The sequence below is a fragment of the Aliiroseovarius sp. ABM4_368 genome, assembly GCF_056161205.1.
Genome location: NZ_JBSWYR010000004.1, coordinates 211,142 through 225,043, shown reverse-complemented (window position 1 = coordinate 225,043; position 13,902 = coordinate 211,142). Strand labels below are relative to the sequence as shown.

General features: G+C 58.6%; 12 protein-coding genes. 8 read left to right on the top strand and 4 right to left on the bottom strand.

Annotated features, from left to right (window positions below; all coding sequences use genetic code 11):
- The first annotated feature begins 115 nt into the window (after nt 1-115).
- The 5 genes from ACXAH3_RS13065 to ACXAH3_RS13045 all read left to right on the top strand — a co-directional run bounded on the left by ACXAH3_RS13065 (nt 116) and on the right by ACXAH3_RS13045 (nt 4,950).
- A complete protein-coding gene (locus ACXAH3_RS13065; protein WP_474862530.1) occupies nt 116-1,168 on the top strand; it encodes a Hint domain-containing protein in 1,053 nt (350 codons plus the stop codon).
- A gap of 152 nt (nt 1,169-1,320) precedes the next feature.
- On the top strand, nt 1,321-1,941 hold the full coding sequence (gene rpsD / locus ACXAH3_RS13060; RefSeq protein WP_474862529.1) for a 30S ribosomal protein S4: 621 nt from the start codon (nt 1,321-1,323) through the stop codon (nt 1,939-1,941).
- A gap of 176 nt (nt 1,942-2,117) precedes the next feature.
- On the top strand, nt 2,118-3,239 hold the full coding sequence (gene hisC, locus ACXAH3_RS13055) for a histidinol-phosphate transaminase (RefSeq protein ID WP_474862528.1): 1,122 nt from the start codon (nt 2,118-2,120) through the stop codon (nt 3,237-3,239).
- Complete coding sequence (locus tag ACXAH3_RS13050; RefSeq protein ID WP_474862527.1) at nt 3,236-4,153, top strand: prephenate/arogenate dehydrogenase family protein; 918 nt, start codon at nt 3,236-3,238, stop codon at nt 4,151-4,153. The genes hisC and ACXAH3_RS13050 overlap by 4 nt, the downstream gene beginning before the upstream one ends.
- A gap of 140 nt (nt 4,154-4,293) precedes the next feature.
- A complete protein-coding gene (locus tag ACXAH3_RS13045) occupies nt 4,294-4,950 on the top strand; it encodes an extensin-like domain-containing protein (RefSeq protein ID WP_474862526.1) in 657 nt (218 codons plus the stop codon).
- Between the two features lie 4 nt (nt 4,951-4,954).
- On the opposite strand, the gene ACXAH3_RS13040 is transcribed toward ACXAH3_RS13045, so the two are convergent.
- Nucleotides 4,955-5,956 carry a DUF2125 domain-containing protein gene (locus ACXAH3_RS13040; protein WP_474862525.1) on the bottom strand — a complete coding sequence of 334 codons (1,002 nt, stop codon included), beginning with the start codon at nt 5,954-5,956 and terminating at the stop codon, nt 4,955-4,957.
- 70 nt (nt 5,957-6,026) lie between these two features.
- Between ACXAH3_RS13040 and ACXAH3_RS13035 the strand changes: the two genes are divergently transcribed.
- The 3 genes from ACXAH3_RS13035 to ACXAH3_RS13025 all read left to right on the top strand — a co-directional run bounded on the left by ACXAH3_RS13035 (nt 6,027) and on the right by ACXAH3_RS13025 (nt 9,589).
- Complete coding sequence (locus ACXAH3_RS13035; RefSeq protein WP_474862524.1) at nt 6,027-6,566, top strand: gamma-glutamylcyclotransferase; 540 nt, start codon at nt 6,027-6,029, stop codon at nt 6,564-6,566.
- 83 nt (nt 6,567-6,649) lie between these two features.
- Complete coding sequence (locus ACXAH3_RS13030; protein WP_474862523.1) at nt 6,650-7,849, top strand: biopolymer transporter ExbB; 1,200 nt, start codon at nt 6,650-6,652, stop codon at nt 7,847-7,849.
- Nucleotides 7,850-7,852: 3 nt separating this feature from the next.
- Nucleotides 7,853-9,589 carry a peptidoglycan -binding protein gene (locus tag ACXAH3_RS13025; protein ID WP_474862522.1) on the top strand — a complete coding sequence of 579 codons (1,737 nt, stop codon included), beginning with the start codon at nt 7,853-7,855 and terminating at the stop codon, nt 9,587-9,589.
- On the opposite strand, the gene ACXAH3_RS13020 is transcribed toward ACXAH3_RS13025, so the two are convergent.
- From ACXAH3_RS13020 to gloB, 3 genes are all read right to left on the bottom strand, one after another.
- Nucleotides 9,586-10,557 carry a M23 family metallopeptidase gene (locus ACXAH3_RS13020; protein ID WP_474862521.1) on the bottom strand — a complete coding sequence of 324 codons (972 nt, stop codon included), beginning with the start codon at nt 10,555-10,557 and terminating at the stop codon, nt 9,586-9,588. The two genes, ACXAH3_RS13025 and ACXAH3_RS13020, sit on opposite strands and share 4 nt — an antisense overlap.
- Complete coding sequence (gene clpA / locus ACXAH3_RS13015) at nt 10,557-12,884, bottom strand: ATP-dependent Clp protease ATP-binding subunit ClpA (protein WP_474862520.1); 2,328 nt, start codon at nt 12,882-12,884, stop codon at nt 10,557-10,559. Before clpA ends, ACXAH3_RS13020 begins: the two co-directional genes overlap by 1 nt.
- Nucleotides 12,885-13,043: 159 nt before the next feature.
- A complete protein-coding gene (gene gloB, locus ACXAH3_RS13010; RefSeq protein ID WP_474862777.1) occupies nt 13,044-13,811 on the bottom strand; it encodes a hydroxyacylglutathione hydrolase in 768 nt (255 codons plus the stop codon).
- Nucleotides 13,812-13,902 lie beyond the last annotated feature (91 nt).

Below are 13,902 nucleotides of genomic sequence, written 5' to 3'. Positions count from 1 at the left end.
CCCACCGATCTGTTACCGATCTGCGACAAGTCATTCGGCAGGCGACAAAGACTCTTATCAGGGTGATTCGCCCGTGCTACGCTTGCAAAAAACAAATATAATGGCAGGTATAACCATGAATACGGGCTACGAAGGAACTTTCGTAATTTCATGGGCGCAAACAACGGTCGATTTGACCGTCAATGCGCCTTTGGCAGCACTTACTACAGGATCAGACTGGCAGTGGAGCGGCGAGGCAGTGCGCGTCGACAGCTCGCGCGAGCTGGAACTGTTGCAAAATGTAGGCGACCAGACGGACAAACGCCGTCGCGCCGCGATCTTTGTTCACCATCTGGCAGGGGCGGCCACTGTTGGCGCCGCTGGCCTTGATATGCTGAACGAGAATGACAGCCGATTGAATGTCGGGTTCGAAGTCACCGATGGCTATGAAAGCCACCGCGTGTCCTTGGTGGTTTCCCCCAATGGCGGCTGTCCGCTGTTGGTGTTCGCAGGATCGATGCCGCGCGCGGAAACGCCGTTGCGCGTCGTCCGGGCCAATATGATTGCCACCGAAGAGGATCCATTGACGGAACAGCCCTCGGGTGTCGTTAACTTGGCCGAAGGGGCGCGCGTGCGTACACCGTCAGGCGAATGTGCGGTCGAAGAGCTGCGTGAAGGCAGCATCGTTTTGACCCGCGAACACGGCGGCCAGCCCGTTCTTTGGGTCGGTCAAAGGCAACTGTCGGCTGCACGCATGATGGCAGACCCCAGCACCAAGCCGGTCCGCCTGCGGGCCGGGGCCATTCGCTCGGGTCAGCCGGACGCGGATTTGCTGGTCTCTCCGCACCAACAGATCCTTGTGTCCGGTGCGCGGGCAAAGAAACTGATTGGCCAGAACGAGGTATTGGCCAGCGCCGCAGATCTGGTGGATGGAAGCCTGATTTCGACTGACCGGATGGCGTCCGAGATGTCGTTCTATCAGGTTCTTCTGGGCCGGCACGAGGTGGTCTGGGCCAACGGCCTTCCTGTCGAAAGCCAGCATCCTGTCTTTTCCGATCTGGACAACACGAAAGCCGAGCATCGCGCACGTCTGCAAAGCCTGTTCCCGCAGCTTGATGACATGGCAACGCGCGCAGCCTATGGCCGCAGAGTGATCCGCGAAAATTCCGCACATATTGGCGTCGCCTAGGCGTTGACTCTGACGCCCCGGGCGCTATAAGCCCCAAATCCGGTCCCGCGAGGGGCCGGTTTTCATTGGTGTTGGTGGCCCCCGCAAGGGGATCCCTGTCAGGCGCAAGCCAGAGGACAACGCCCTTCGAAACTTTATGAAGGAGATCAGCCGTGACCAAACGCACCGCTGCCAAGTACAAAATTGACCGCCGTATGGGCGAGAACATCTGGGGACGTCCGAAGTCGCCGGTAAACCGCCGCGAATACGGCCCCGGCCAGCACGGCCAGCGCCGCAAGGGTAAACTGTCGGACTTCGGTCTGCAGCTGCGCGCCAAGCAGAAGCTGAAAGGCTACTATGGCGACCTGACCGAGAAACAGTTCCGCCGCATCTATGGTGAAGCCGAGCGTGTTAAAGGCGATACCGGTGAAAACCTGATCGGTCTGCTGGAGCGTCGTCTGGACGCTGTTGTGTACCGCGCCAAGTTCGTTCCGACCGTTTTCGCTGCACGTCAGTTCGTGAACCACGGCCACGTGAAAGTGAACGGCCAGAAGGTTAACATTCCTTCGTACCGCGTCAAAGAAGGCGACGTAATCGAAGTGCGTGACAAGTCCAAGCAGATGGCCCTTGTTCTGGAAGCCGTTGCGCTGGCTGAACGTGATGTGCCGGACTATATCGAAGCCGACCATTCGAAGATGACCGCCACCTTCACCCGCACTCCCGGTCTGTCGGACGTGCCGTATCCGGTGATGATGGAACCCAACCTCGTGGTTGAATTCTACGCGAAGAACTAATCTTCGCCGCACCAGAAGAATTCGAAAGGGCCGCGCCAGTCGCGGCCCTTTTTTCGTTTGGACGCCAATATGCGTCCATTTTGCAATCCTGCTTTAAAATGTCCCCTTGTCCCAAACATCACTGGTCTTGAATTTGGACTGGGTCTAAAACCCGCTTGAGAAGGAAAGGCAAAGTCATGACCAAACCTGTACCCCAGCCGGGGATCATGCAGATCAAGCCCTATGTGGGTGGTGCCTCGGGCATCGATGGGATGTCGAATGTGATCAAGCTCAGCTCGAACGAAAATCCGTTCGGGCCAAGCCCGCTTGCTGTCGAGGCATTTCAAAAGGCAGGTCATGCGCTGCATCGCTATCCGAACACAGACCACGCCAGTCTGCGTGCGGCCATTGGAGATCTGCATGGGCTGGATCCCGAGCGGATCATCTGTGGCGTTGGCTCGGACGAGATCATTACCTTTCTGTGTCAATGCTATAGCGGCCCCGAGACCGAGGTGATTTACACCGAGCACGGGTTCTCTATGTACAAAATATCGGCGCTGGCTGCCGGGGCGGTACCGGTGATGGTGCCAGAACGTGAACGCATGGTGGATGTTGACGAGATCCTGAAGGCGGTAACGCCCAGAACGTCGCTTGTGTTTGTGACCAATCCCGGGAATCCGACGGGTACGATGGTCAGTCGTGCCGATCTGTCGCGTCTTGCAACGGCGCTTCCTGACGATGTGCTGATGGTCATCGATGGTGCATATGCCGAATATGTCGAAGGGTTCGACGGTGGCGCATCGCTGGTCGAGAAGTTTCCGAATGTGGTCATGACGCGCACGTTTTCGAAAATGTACGGGCTGGGTGGGCTGCGTATCGGATGGGGCTATGCCTCGTCCGAGGTGATCAGCGTTCTGAACCGTGTGCGCGGGCCTTTCAATCTGTCCATGCCGCAGCTTGATGCTGCTGAAGCCGCGCTGCGTGACCGCGAACACGTCGAGCGGTGCCTGTGCGAAAACACCCGTCTACGTGCATGGCTGGCCGAGGGGTTGGCCGAACTGGGTGTGCCCTCGGATACCTCGTGTGCGAACTTCATCCTCGCGCGTTTTGCCGACGCTGACGAAGCAAATGCCTGCGATGATTTTCTGCAAAGTGAAGGGATCATCGTGCGTCGTGTGGCGGGCTATGCGTTGCCCAACTGTTTGCGCATTACTATCGGCGACGAAGCATCCTGCCGCCGCGTCGCGCATATGATCGGACGGTTCAAAGGTGTGACCCCAGCGTCGGAAGACGGGAAGTCGGAACGGGGCGCATCATGAGTGTGATATACCAACGCGTCGCCCTGATCGGTCTAGGTCTGATCGCCTCGTCCATGGCGCATGCGATGCGCCGCGGTGGACTGGCGGGCGAGATTGTCGGAACCGCACGTTCAGCCGAGACCCGCGAAACGGCGAAAGAGCTGGGTTTCTGCGATCGCGTCGTGGACACCGCTGCCGAAGCCGCTGAAGGCGCGGACCTTGTGGTGCTGGCCGTGCCGGTCGGCGCGATGGGTGCCGTGGCGCAGGAAATTGGTTCGGTTCTGAAGGACGGCGCGACTGTTACCGACGTCGGATCGGTCAAGGGCGCGGTGATCGAAGCCGTGTCGCCTCATCTGCCTGAAGGGGTGCATTTCATCCCCGGCCACCCGCTTGCCGGGACCGAACACAGCGGTCCGCGCTCAGGCTTTGCCGAGCTTTACGACAACCGCTGGTGCATATTGGTTCCCAACGGCGCAGACGAAGCCGCGACCCAGCGCCTAAGCGACCTGTGGCACGGCATGGGCGCAAATGTTGAAATGATGGACCCCGACCACCACGATCTGGTTTTGGCTGTCACCAGCCACGCCCCGCACTTGATCGCCTATACGATGGTTGGCGTCGCCGATGACCTAGGGCGCGTGACCGATACCGAGGTCATCAACTATTCAGCGGCGGGTTTCCGCGACTTTACGCGCATTGCTGCGTCAGACCCGACGATGTGGCGCGACGTGTTTTTGACCAATAAAGACGCGACGTTAGAGATCCTTGGTCGCTTCACGGAAGAGCTGTTTGCCCTGCAACGTGCGATCCGAACGGGTGATGGCGATCACCTGCATGACTATTTCACTCGTACCCGTGCGATCCGTCGTGGTATTATTGAAGCCGGACAAGATACCGATGCGCCAGATTTTGGGCGTTCGGCAAAGCACGACTGAAACGTTACAAGGGTACGAGTATGCGCGTTGTTTGGGGCAAAATAATCGGGCGGGTCGGAGCGTTTGTTCTGGCAGCGCTATGGAGTGCGAGCCCGGTTGAAGCCAATACGCGTCCTGAACCGCGCCCAGAATCTCGCACTGTGGCAAAACCAGTTGCCGCTTCGGGTCCCACCAAGCTGGCAGTCGTGAAATCGCTTCGTCCCATGGCCCGCCCAAAAGGGTTCGCCCGCAAGATCGCATCTTCGACACCCAAACCTGCAACCTCGGGCCGTCGTGGTCGTATTTGTGGCGTGAACGAGATCAAAGGGCAGGCCATCGCTCCCATCGCTGGAAAGATAAACGGCTGCGGGGTATCGTCTCCGGTGCGTGTGACAGAAGTGTCGGGCGTCAAGCTTAGCCAGGCAGCAGTGATGGATTGTACCACTGCCAAGGCGTTGAATAACTGGGTGCGCGATGGGTTGTTCCCGTCGGTAGGGCGCATGGGCGGCGGTCCGTCATCGCTGCGTGTCGTCGCGCATTACGCCTGCCGGACCCGTAACAACCAACGCGGAGCGAAAATCAGCGAACATGGTAAGGGCCGCGCGATCGATATTGCCGGAATCCGGTTGAACAACGGGACCGAGCTGTCCGTGTTGCGCGGCTGGCGCGACCCCGTGCAGGGTAAGGCTTTGAAAAAGATGCACAAAGCTGCTTGTGGCCCATTTGGTACTGTGCTTGGCCCAAACGCGAACCGGTATCATCAGGATCATTTCCATTTTGACACCGCCCGCTATCGCAGCGGATCTTATTGCCGCTGAGCCTTTAACGTATCTTGATGATCGGGGCCGAACCAATGGGAATTGGCCCAAGGAACACTGCCCCGCCCGACATGCGCAGCGTGACATCCAAGGTTTCCGTATTGCCCGACAACCCCGCCACAAATTGAAGCGCGCCGGTCACGGCACTGACCAATTCCGGCGCGATGGCGCCCGTGGCCTCGGCGATCTCGATCATCTTGCGCCAGTTCTTGGCTTTGATGGCGACCTCTCCGGTTGGGATGCCGCGGGGGTCTACGTCGACCGTGCCGACGGCTTTCAATCCCAACTCGCCCCATGTTGCATCCAACTCGCTCAGCTCAATCCGGGTGATTTGCGGGCGGGCGTCCTCGACCGCGTGGCGGTCCCACGGGCCGGTGAAATCGACGCTGGCCTCAAGAAGCGCGCTTTCGAAAACCGGCGGAAGCAGATCACCGCCCGCAAAACTTTGAACGAACGACGAGGCGGGCAGTAGGTTGGTTGCTTCGAAATGGATGTCATGGCGGTTGGCCGCGGCCGAGGATTTGCGGGTCGCGAGCTGCCCAGCTTCAAGCCCGGCTGTCCAACCTGCATTTGAACTCATCGTTAGGTTCTCGATCACGATCGAGCTTCGATCCAAGGGCAAGGCTGAGTTTGCATCAAAGACAAGAGATCCTTTGAACGTATCTGCTTTGAACGAGATGTTTTGCAGCGGCGACGAGACCACTTGTTCCCCCGGCCAGACCGCAATCACGTGATTGGGCTGATAGGACAAGGCAAGGATCTGAAACTCATCCGCGCGCCACGCAAGCCCCGTGTCCGGGTCGGCCAGTTCTAGCCCAGTAAAAATCGTGTCGAATCGACTGGGGAAGCCCCGGGTCGAGATATCTTCAGCCTGCGACACCCAGCCATCATTGCGCCGATCTTCGATCCAGGTTTTGAACGCGCTTTCAGCGCCTTTGGCTCCGACGAACCAATACCCAGCCCAAAGCCCCGCCAGAACCACTGCAATCACAACCAGCTTACGCATCTTCAATTCCCTTTTGCGCGACACATGCTATAGGCGTGTTTACTGTGCTAATGACGGAAGGGCGAGTGAAATGAGCAACGGCGATTTGTGGGTGTTTGGGTATGGGTCGCTGATGTGGAACCCGGGCTTTGACCATGACGAAGCGCTGGTTGCCACGCTGCCCGACTATCACCGCAGCTTCTGTATGCGTTCGATCCACCACCGCGGAACCGAGGATCATCCGGGGCTGGTGCTGGCGCTGGATGAAATGGCTGGTGCACATTGTCAGGGGCTGGCGTTCCGTGCGCGCCCGGGCACCTATGACCAGACCATGGCAGACCTGCGCGAACGCGAGCTTGTGTCCTCGGCCTATCTGGAAAAGCGGCTGAAGATCGATTTGCGCGACGGCCGCCGGGTCGAGGCTGTGACCTATGTGATCGACCCGGATCACGTGCAGTATTGCCAGATCGAACTGGCCGAGCAGGCGCAGATTATCTCGACTGCTGTCGGGGGTAGGGGCCCAAACACCGAATACCTCTATAACACTGCGAGTCACCTGACCGATCTTGGCATCGAGGATGAGGATCTGTCGTGGTTGTCGCGCAAAGTCCGCACATTGACGGCTGGTTGAAAACTGCAGATAGAAAGCTTGGCAGAAAATAAAAACCTGCCTATCTTGAGGCCAATAACAATGGCGACAAGGACTTACCCCGCATGGATCACCCGGATCGCGGGACGCTGACTGCGCCCAAAAGAAAAGGCATCGAGCCGTCTTTCACCCACCCGGTGCGTCAGATCGTTCTGATGCTGATAGCCTTGGGCCTTGTGGGCTTTGGCACGTTTGTTGCATTGCCGCATGTGCTGCCGGTGTTCATGGCGAACCTGTATCTGAATGGGTTCATCTTGTTTGTTTTCATCATCGGGCTGCTGGCCTGTTTCTGGCAGGTTTGGCAGGTCTTCGCATCTGTGGGCTGGATCGAGGGTTTCGTTCAGAACCGCGACAGCCACGACCCCGACAGCGCCCCGCGCCTTCTTGCGTCGTTGGCGGTGCTGATGCGCTCGAACCGGGGGACGCAGCTTCAAATCGGGGCGTCGTCATCCCGCTCGATCCTGGACAGTATTGCCACCCGCATTGACGAGGCACGTGACATCACGCGTTACATCGTCAACTTGCTGATTTTCTTGGGACTTCTTGGCACGTTCTTCGGGCTTGCCACCACTGTCCCTGCTGTGGTCGAGACCATCCGCTCGCTTGCACCCGGCGAAGGCGAGGGTGGCGTCGAGGTATTCAATCGCCTGATGACCGGGCTGGAAGAACAGCTCGGCGGCATGGGCACGGCGTTTTCATCTTCGCTTTTAGGCCTTGCCGGATCGCTTGTCGTCGGGCTGATGGAGCTGTTCGCTGGCCATGGTCAGAACCGTTTTTACCGCGAGCTTGAAGAATGGCTGTCGACCATCACCAAGCTTAGCTATGCGTCGGGTGACGGCGAAGACGCGTCCGAGGCCGGCGCCTATTTGGGCATTCTGGCCGAGCAGATCGAAACCATGCAGACCATGTTTGTCCAAACCGATGCGCAGCGCGCGATGATGGATGAACGCCTGCGCTCGCTTGCCACCAATGTCGAGGCACTAACCACGCAACTGTCGCAGGATAATGGACAGACACAGGCCTTGATGCAGATCGCCGAGAGCCAAGAAGCCGTGCGCCAGATCCTTGAAAGCAACGCCATTGTCGACGAAGAAACGCAGGTCGATGCCGAAAGCCGGATGCGGTTGCGCTCGATCGATGTGCAGCTTCTGCGCATTCTGGAAGAAATGCAGGCCGGGCGGCAGGAAAGCCTGTCCGATCTGCGTGGCGATCTGGCAACTCTGACCCACGCGATTCGTGTCGCTTCGGGTCAGGAACAGGAATAAGCCATGGCGCTGACCCGCCGATCAGTCAATCGCGTGAACGGGTCGATCTGGCCCGGCTTCGTCGATGCCATGACTGCGCTTTTGTTGGTTCTTATGTTCGTGTTGACGATCTTTATGATCGTGCAATTCATCCTGCGCGAAACGATCTCGGGGCAGGCGCATGAATTGGATGAGCTGTCTGCGCAAGTGTCCGAACTGGCCGACGCGCTTGGGTTGGAACGCAATCGGTCTGAGGCATTGCAAGGCGAGATTGGCACGTTGAGCGCCACACTTAGCGAGGCGCGCTCGATTTCCGACGCGCAGGCTGCTTTGATTGCTCAACTGACTACCCAGACTGAAGATCAGGCTGCCGAACTGGCTGCACAGGCGGCGAAGATAACCAGTTTCGAAGCGCAGGTCGCGACGCTCTTATCCGAACGGGATCGGGCTTTGGCCGAGGGCGAAGCATTGTCGGCAACGGTCGAAGAGCTTGAATCTGCCCGCGCGAAGTTGATTTCGGACCAAGAGGCTTTGAACCTGGCTTTGGCCAAAGCGCGGGATGAGATCGACGCGGGCACCGAAGCTGCGCGTCTGGCTGCTGCTAAGCGTGAAGCACTCGAGGCTTTGGTCGCTGATCTAGAGGTGAAAGTTGCTGAAGGGCAGGAGGCTCTCAGTGAAGAAGAAGCAGGCAAGCTGGCGGAAGCTGCCGCCGCCGAAGCCCTGCGCGAACGGTTGCAAAACGCAGACACAGAACTGACGGCAATGACCTTGGCGCTGGAAGAGGAACGCAAGCGCGCGGAAGAAACGCTAACCTTGCTGGCGGCTGCCAAGGCGGCGGGCGTAGATTTGGATAAACGTCTGGCAGCGGCTTTGTTGCAGTTGGAAGAACAGGCTGCAGACGGATCGGATTCGGCGGCGCTGCGTGATCGGCTTGAAGCCGAACTGGCCGCGCGTCTGGAAGCCGAGCGCGCAGCCGAGGAAACACTAAGCCAATCCGAAGAACGCGCGCGCCTGCTGGCGGCGGCTAATCTGGCACTGGCTGAGGAGGAAGCTGAAAGCGCCGAAAGCCAACGCAAGATTGCGCTTCTGAACGAACAAGTCGCTGCGCTTCGGACGCAACTGGGCAGTCTTCAAGCCATTCTGGATGAAGGATCCGCCCGTGATCAGGCGGCGCAGGTCCAGATCCAGAAACTCGGGTCCGAGTTGAATGCTGCTTTGGCGCGCGTCGCAGCCGAAGAACGCCGCCGTGCCGAGTTGGAAGAGGCCGAACGCAAGCGGCTGGAAGCGGAAGCCAAAGAACTATCTGCCTATCGGTCCGAATTTTTCGGCAAACTGCGCGAGGTTCTAGGCAATCGCGAAGGCGTGCAGATCGTCGGCGACCGCTTTGTGTTCTCGTCCGAGGTGCTGTTTGCCAGCGCTCGGGCCGAGCTTCAACCCGAGGGGCGGGCCCAAGTTGCGCGCGTGGCATCTTTGCTGTCAGACGTGGCCAGTGAAATCCCTGACGAGGTCGATTGGGTGATTCGCGTGGACGGGCATACCGACAACGTGCCTTTGTCCGGCTCGGGCGCGTTCCGCAACAACTGGGAACTCAGCCAGGCGCGGGCTTTGTCGGTGGTCGAATATATGATCGACGAATTGGGCTTTCCGCCCGAACGGCTGGCCGCGACAGGGTTTGGCGAATTTCGACCGGTAAACCCAGCCAACACAGCAGAAGCCCGCGCACAGAACCGCCGGATCGAGTTGAAACTGACCGAACGCTAAGGCGCGCTCAGCGTCGCGCTGCTTGTGATGCGGTCAACTTCGCGCCCATCACGGATCAGTGTGGCAACACCTTGGTACTCTCCCGGCTGGGTGTTCTTGTCGTGAAGCCGCCGGCCCGTCGCCCGCATGGCGCGGGCTTGAGTGGTTGTCAGCACCTCGTCATGCTGATGGAAGATGCCAGTCGGCCCGCGAACGGTAAGTCGCAACGTGTCGCCCGTCTGTGCGCCAAATATCTGCGCCCAGAAAACCAGCGCTCCAGCTGCCGCGTCTATCTGGCCGTGATGTGCGAGCCCCCATCTCACCGTATCAAATTCGGGCACATCAAAGCTGAAACCCGCATTCACAAAGCCACTGGGCCGATAGGCGATCTGGTCAGCCCAAAGCGGGCGGGCGTCGTTATCGCCACAATAGGTCAACGGGTCGGCGTTGAACGGATCTATTGCACGACCGTCTTTGCGAAGTTCAACGTGCAGATGTGGAAATTCGGTCCGACCGGACATGCCGATCTGACCAAGTGGGGTTTGCAGTCCCACGCGCTGTCCCGCTTTAACGGTGATACTGCCTTCGCGCAGATGGCAATATTGGCTTTCCCAGCCCCCACCGTGGTCGATCAGCACCCCATTGCCGCAGTCCTGTCCTTCGGGATAGACTGTTTTGTCTGAGAAAAAGTGGTCCTCGACCCCATCGCGAAGCCGTCGGACAATGCCAGGCGCGACGGGTCTGACCGTGATGCCAGCTTGCGCAGCTGCGTCTGATGCCAGAGCGATGTCCGTTCCGGTATGGGTGTCATAAGACAGCGCGCCACAGGTGAAATCCGTGGCGCCCTTGCTGGGATCTGTATCTACATAGTTCTGGATGAAACAGTCTGTGCCCAGCGTACAATCGACGGGGAAACTCAGGACCGGATCACGCGCTGCAACCGGGGTTGCAGCGCAGATGATCAGAAATGCAGCCCTGAGGGCGCGCATTAGTCTGCGGGCAGAAGCGGAGGCTTCTTGCGGCGACCAATGCGCGGGGTCTTGGGTTCTTCAAACCGCAAATCCAGCTTGCCGGCTTTCACGCCGACCTGCACAAGCCCACCTTTCGCCAGCTTACCGAACAGAAGTTCTTCGGCGAGCGGTTTCTTGATGTGCTCTTGGATCACGCGGCCCAAGGGGCGTGCGCCCATGCGGTCGTCATATCCCTTGTCGGCAATCCATTCGGCGGCGGCGCGGGTTAGTTCGATATGCACACCGCGGTCCATAAGCTGGGCTTCAAGCTGCAGCACGAATTTCTCGACCACTTGCAGGATCACCTCTTTGCCCAACGGCGCGAAGCTGATCACCGCATCCAGACGGTTGCGGAATTCCGGCGTGAAGGTGCGCTCGATTGCGGCGGTGTCTTCACCTTCGCGACGATCGCGCCCAAAACCGATTGCAGCCTTGGCTTGTTCCGTTGCGCCAGCGTTCGAGGTCATGATCAACACCACGTTGCGGAAGCTGACGGTGCGCCCGTTGTGGTCGGTCAGCTCGCCATTGTCCATCACCTGAAGCAGGATGTTGTAGACATCCGGGTGTGCTTTCTCGATCTCGTCCAGTAGCAGCACGCAATGAGGGTGCTGGTCAACGCCATCGGTCAAAAGGCCGCCCTGATCAAATCCAACGTAACCCGGAGGTGCGCCAATCAGACGGCTGACCGCGTGCTTCTCCATGTACTCGGACATGTCAAATCGCAGCAGCTCGACGCCCAGATTGTCGGCTAGTTGCTTGGCAACCTCAGTCTTACCCACGCCAGTCGGCCCGGCGAACAGATAGTTGCCGATGGGCTTTTCAGGTTCGCGCAGGCCGGCGCGGGCCAGTTTGATGGCCGAGGACAGCGCCTCGATCGCATTGTCCTGACCGAACACAACGCGCTTCAGTGATTTCTCAAGATCACGAAGGGTTTCTGCGTCATCTTTCGATACGCTTTTCGGTGGGATGCGGGCGATCTTGGCCACTACGGCTTCGATTTCCTTAGTCCCAATGGTCTTGCGTCGCTTCGAGGCGATCAGCAGATGCTGCGCAGCGCCTGCTTCGTCGATCACGTCGATGGCCTTGTCCGGCAGCTTGCGATCGTTGACATAGCGGTCCGACAGTTCAACAGCGGACTTGATCGCGTCGGCGGTGTATTTCACGCTGTGATGCTCTTCGAAATACGGTTTCAGACCTTGCAGGATCTTCACCGCGTCATCGACAGTCGGCTCGTTCACGTCGATTTTCTGGAAACGGCGCGACAGGGCGCGATCCTTTTCGAAATGCTGGCGGAATTCCTTATAGGTGGTCGAGCCCATGCAACGCAGCTTACCGCCTTGAAGCGCAGGCTTCAGCAGGTTCGAGGCATCCATAGCCCCGCCAGACGTCGCACCGGCACCAATCACCGTGTGGATTTCGTCGATGAACAGCACCGCATCGGGATGTTCCTCAAGCTCTTTCATCACCGCTTTCAGGCGTTCTTCGAAATCACCGCGATATCGGGTGCCTGCCAACAACGCGCCCATGTCGAGCGAGTAGATCGTGGTTTCAGACAGGATATCCGGAGTTTCGCCTGCGACGATCTTGGTAGCCAAGCCTTCCGCGATGGCCGTTTTGCCCACGCCGGGATCACCCACCAGAAGCGGGTTGTTCTTGCGGCGACGGCAGAGCACCTGAATGCAGCGCTCAACCTCATGCGCGCGGCCGATCAGCGGGTCGATATCGCCCTCACGCGCTTTGGCGTTCAGATCGACGCAATACTTCCCAAGCGCGCTGTCACTTTCTTCGGCGGGTTGGGCGTCTTGCACATCCTCGTCATCGAAATCCGGCGAACCCGAGATCGGACGCGCTTCGCCAAATCCAGCCTCTTTCGCGACGCCGTGGGCGATATAGTTCACCGCGTCATAGCGGGTCATGTCCTGTTCTTGCAGGAAGAACGCCGCATTCGATTCGCGTTCGGCAAAGATGGCAACCAGCACGTTTGCGCCTGTCACCTCGGTCCGGCCTGAGCTTTGGACATGGATCGCGGCGCGTTGGATTACGCGCTGGAAGGCCGCGGTGGGCACAGCTTCGTTGCCTTCGATGTCGGTGATCAAGGTCGCAAGCTCTTCATCAATAAATTCGACCAGCACCTTGCGCAGGACGTCTAATTCGACGGAACAGGCCTGCATAACCCGAGCGGCATCTGGTTCGTCCAGAAGTGCCAGCAGCAAATGCTCTAGCGTTGCAAGCTCGTGCTTGCGATCATTTGCCAAAGCCAATGCCTGATGGATGGCTTCTTCGAGGGGTTTTGAAAAAGATGGCATGTTGCGCACTCCTCGTAAGTTCAGCGGTGGACATCGCTGGCGATTACTTCGCCTATTTACCGTTGCCTCATATAGTTAAGGTTCGGTTGTCCTTGCGTCGCTATCAAGACCTTTCTGGTCAATTTCTGCTCGCACAAGCGTAATTTCGCGGATTTTGACTTAAAAATCATCTTTCCGGGCGCGGATCTCGGCAAAGACCTCGGCGTCGGTGGCGGTCTCCATATGTAGGGCTGCTTTGACCGACGACAAGTGCGCGCGCAGAAAAGGATTGGTTTCCAGCTCGTCTGACAGCAGGGACGGGACGGTCGGAAGGCGGTCGGCACGGGCGGTTTCGACTCGTTCCCGACGCGCGCGCAGGGCATCGTTTTGCGGCTCGATCGTCATCGCGAACGAGATATTGCTCGCCGTATATTCATGGCCCGAGCAGATCAGCGTGTCCTTGGGCAGTTGCGAAAGGCGCTGAAGACTGTCCCACATCTGTTCGGGGCGCCCTTCGAACAGACGGCCGCAGCCCATCGCCATCAAACTATCGCCAGTGAATGCGGTATTGGCGGCTGCGACATAAAACGCGATATGTCCAACTGTGTGGCCCGGAACGTCAAGCACCTGAACCTCGTTATCCGCAAAGGTGAAACTTTTACCCGGAGCAACCGCCTGATCCAGCTGCGGCAGGCGGTGCGCGTCGGCTTCGGCCCCGATTACGCGGGCGCCGGTGGCGGCAACCAAATCTGCAACGCCGTCGATGTGATCCCAGTGATGATGGGTTAGCCAGATCTCGGACAAGGACCAACCGCGCGCCTCAAGCTCGGTTTCGATAGGGAGTGCTTCAGGGGCGTCGATCAGCGCTGTTTTCCCTGACTTGGCGTCATGCAGTAAAAATGCATAATTATCCGAAAGGCAGGGAATTGTGACGAGTTCGAGCATAATGGTCCTCCGTGTTGGGTAAACAGTCTTGCTCAAACAATCCCGAGCCTCAATACTGGTAATGCGCCCAGGGGGTAAAAATGGTGGGAGAAAC

Excerpts from the sequence above, each read along its gene's own strand:
- ACXAH3_RS13050 (WP_474862527.1), top strand. The coding sequence starts at position 3,236 with ATGAGTGTGATATACCAACGCGTCGCCCTGATCGGTCTAGGTCTGATC.
- ACXAH3_RS13065 (WP_474862530.1), top strand. The coding sequence starts at position 116 with ATGAATACGGGCTACGAAGGAACTTTCGTAATTTCATGGGCGCAAACA.
- clpA (WP_474862520.1), bottom strand. The coding sequence starts at position 12,884 with ATGCCATCTTTTTCAAAACCCCTCGAAGAAGCCATCCATCAGGCATTG.
- ACXAH3_RS13030 (WP_474862523.1), top strand. The coding sequence starts at position 6,650 with ATGGATCACCCGGATCGCGGGACGCTGACTGCGCCCAAAAGAAAAGGC.
- ACXAH3_RS13035 (WP_474862524.1), top strand. The coding sequence starts at position 6,027 with ATGAGCAACGGCGATTTGTGGGTGTTTGGGTATGGGTCGCTGATGTGG.
- ACXAH3_RS13040 (WP_474862525.1), bottom strand. The coding sequence starts at position 5,956 with ATGCGTAAGCTGGTTGTGATTGCAGTGGTTCTGGCGGGGCTTTGGGCT.
- hisC (WP_474862528.1), top strand. The coding sequence starts at position 2,118 with ATGACCAAACCTGTACCCCAGCCGGGGATCATGCAGATCAAGCCCTAT.
- ACXAH3_RS13025 (WP_474862522.1), top strand. The coding sequence starts at position 7,853 with ATGGCGCTGACCCGCCGATCAGTCAATCGCGTGAACGGGTCGATCTGG.
- ACXAH3_RS13020 (WP_474862521.1), bottom strand. The coding sequence starts at position 10,557 with ATGCGCGCCCTCAGGGCTGCATTTCTGATCATCTGCGCTGCAACCCCG.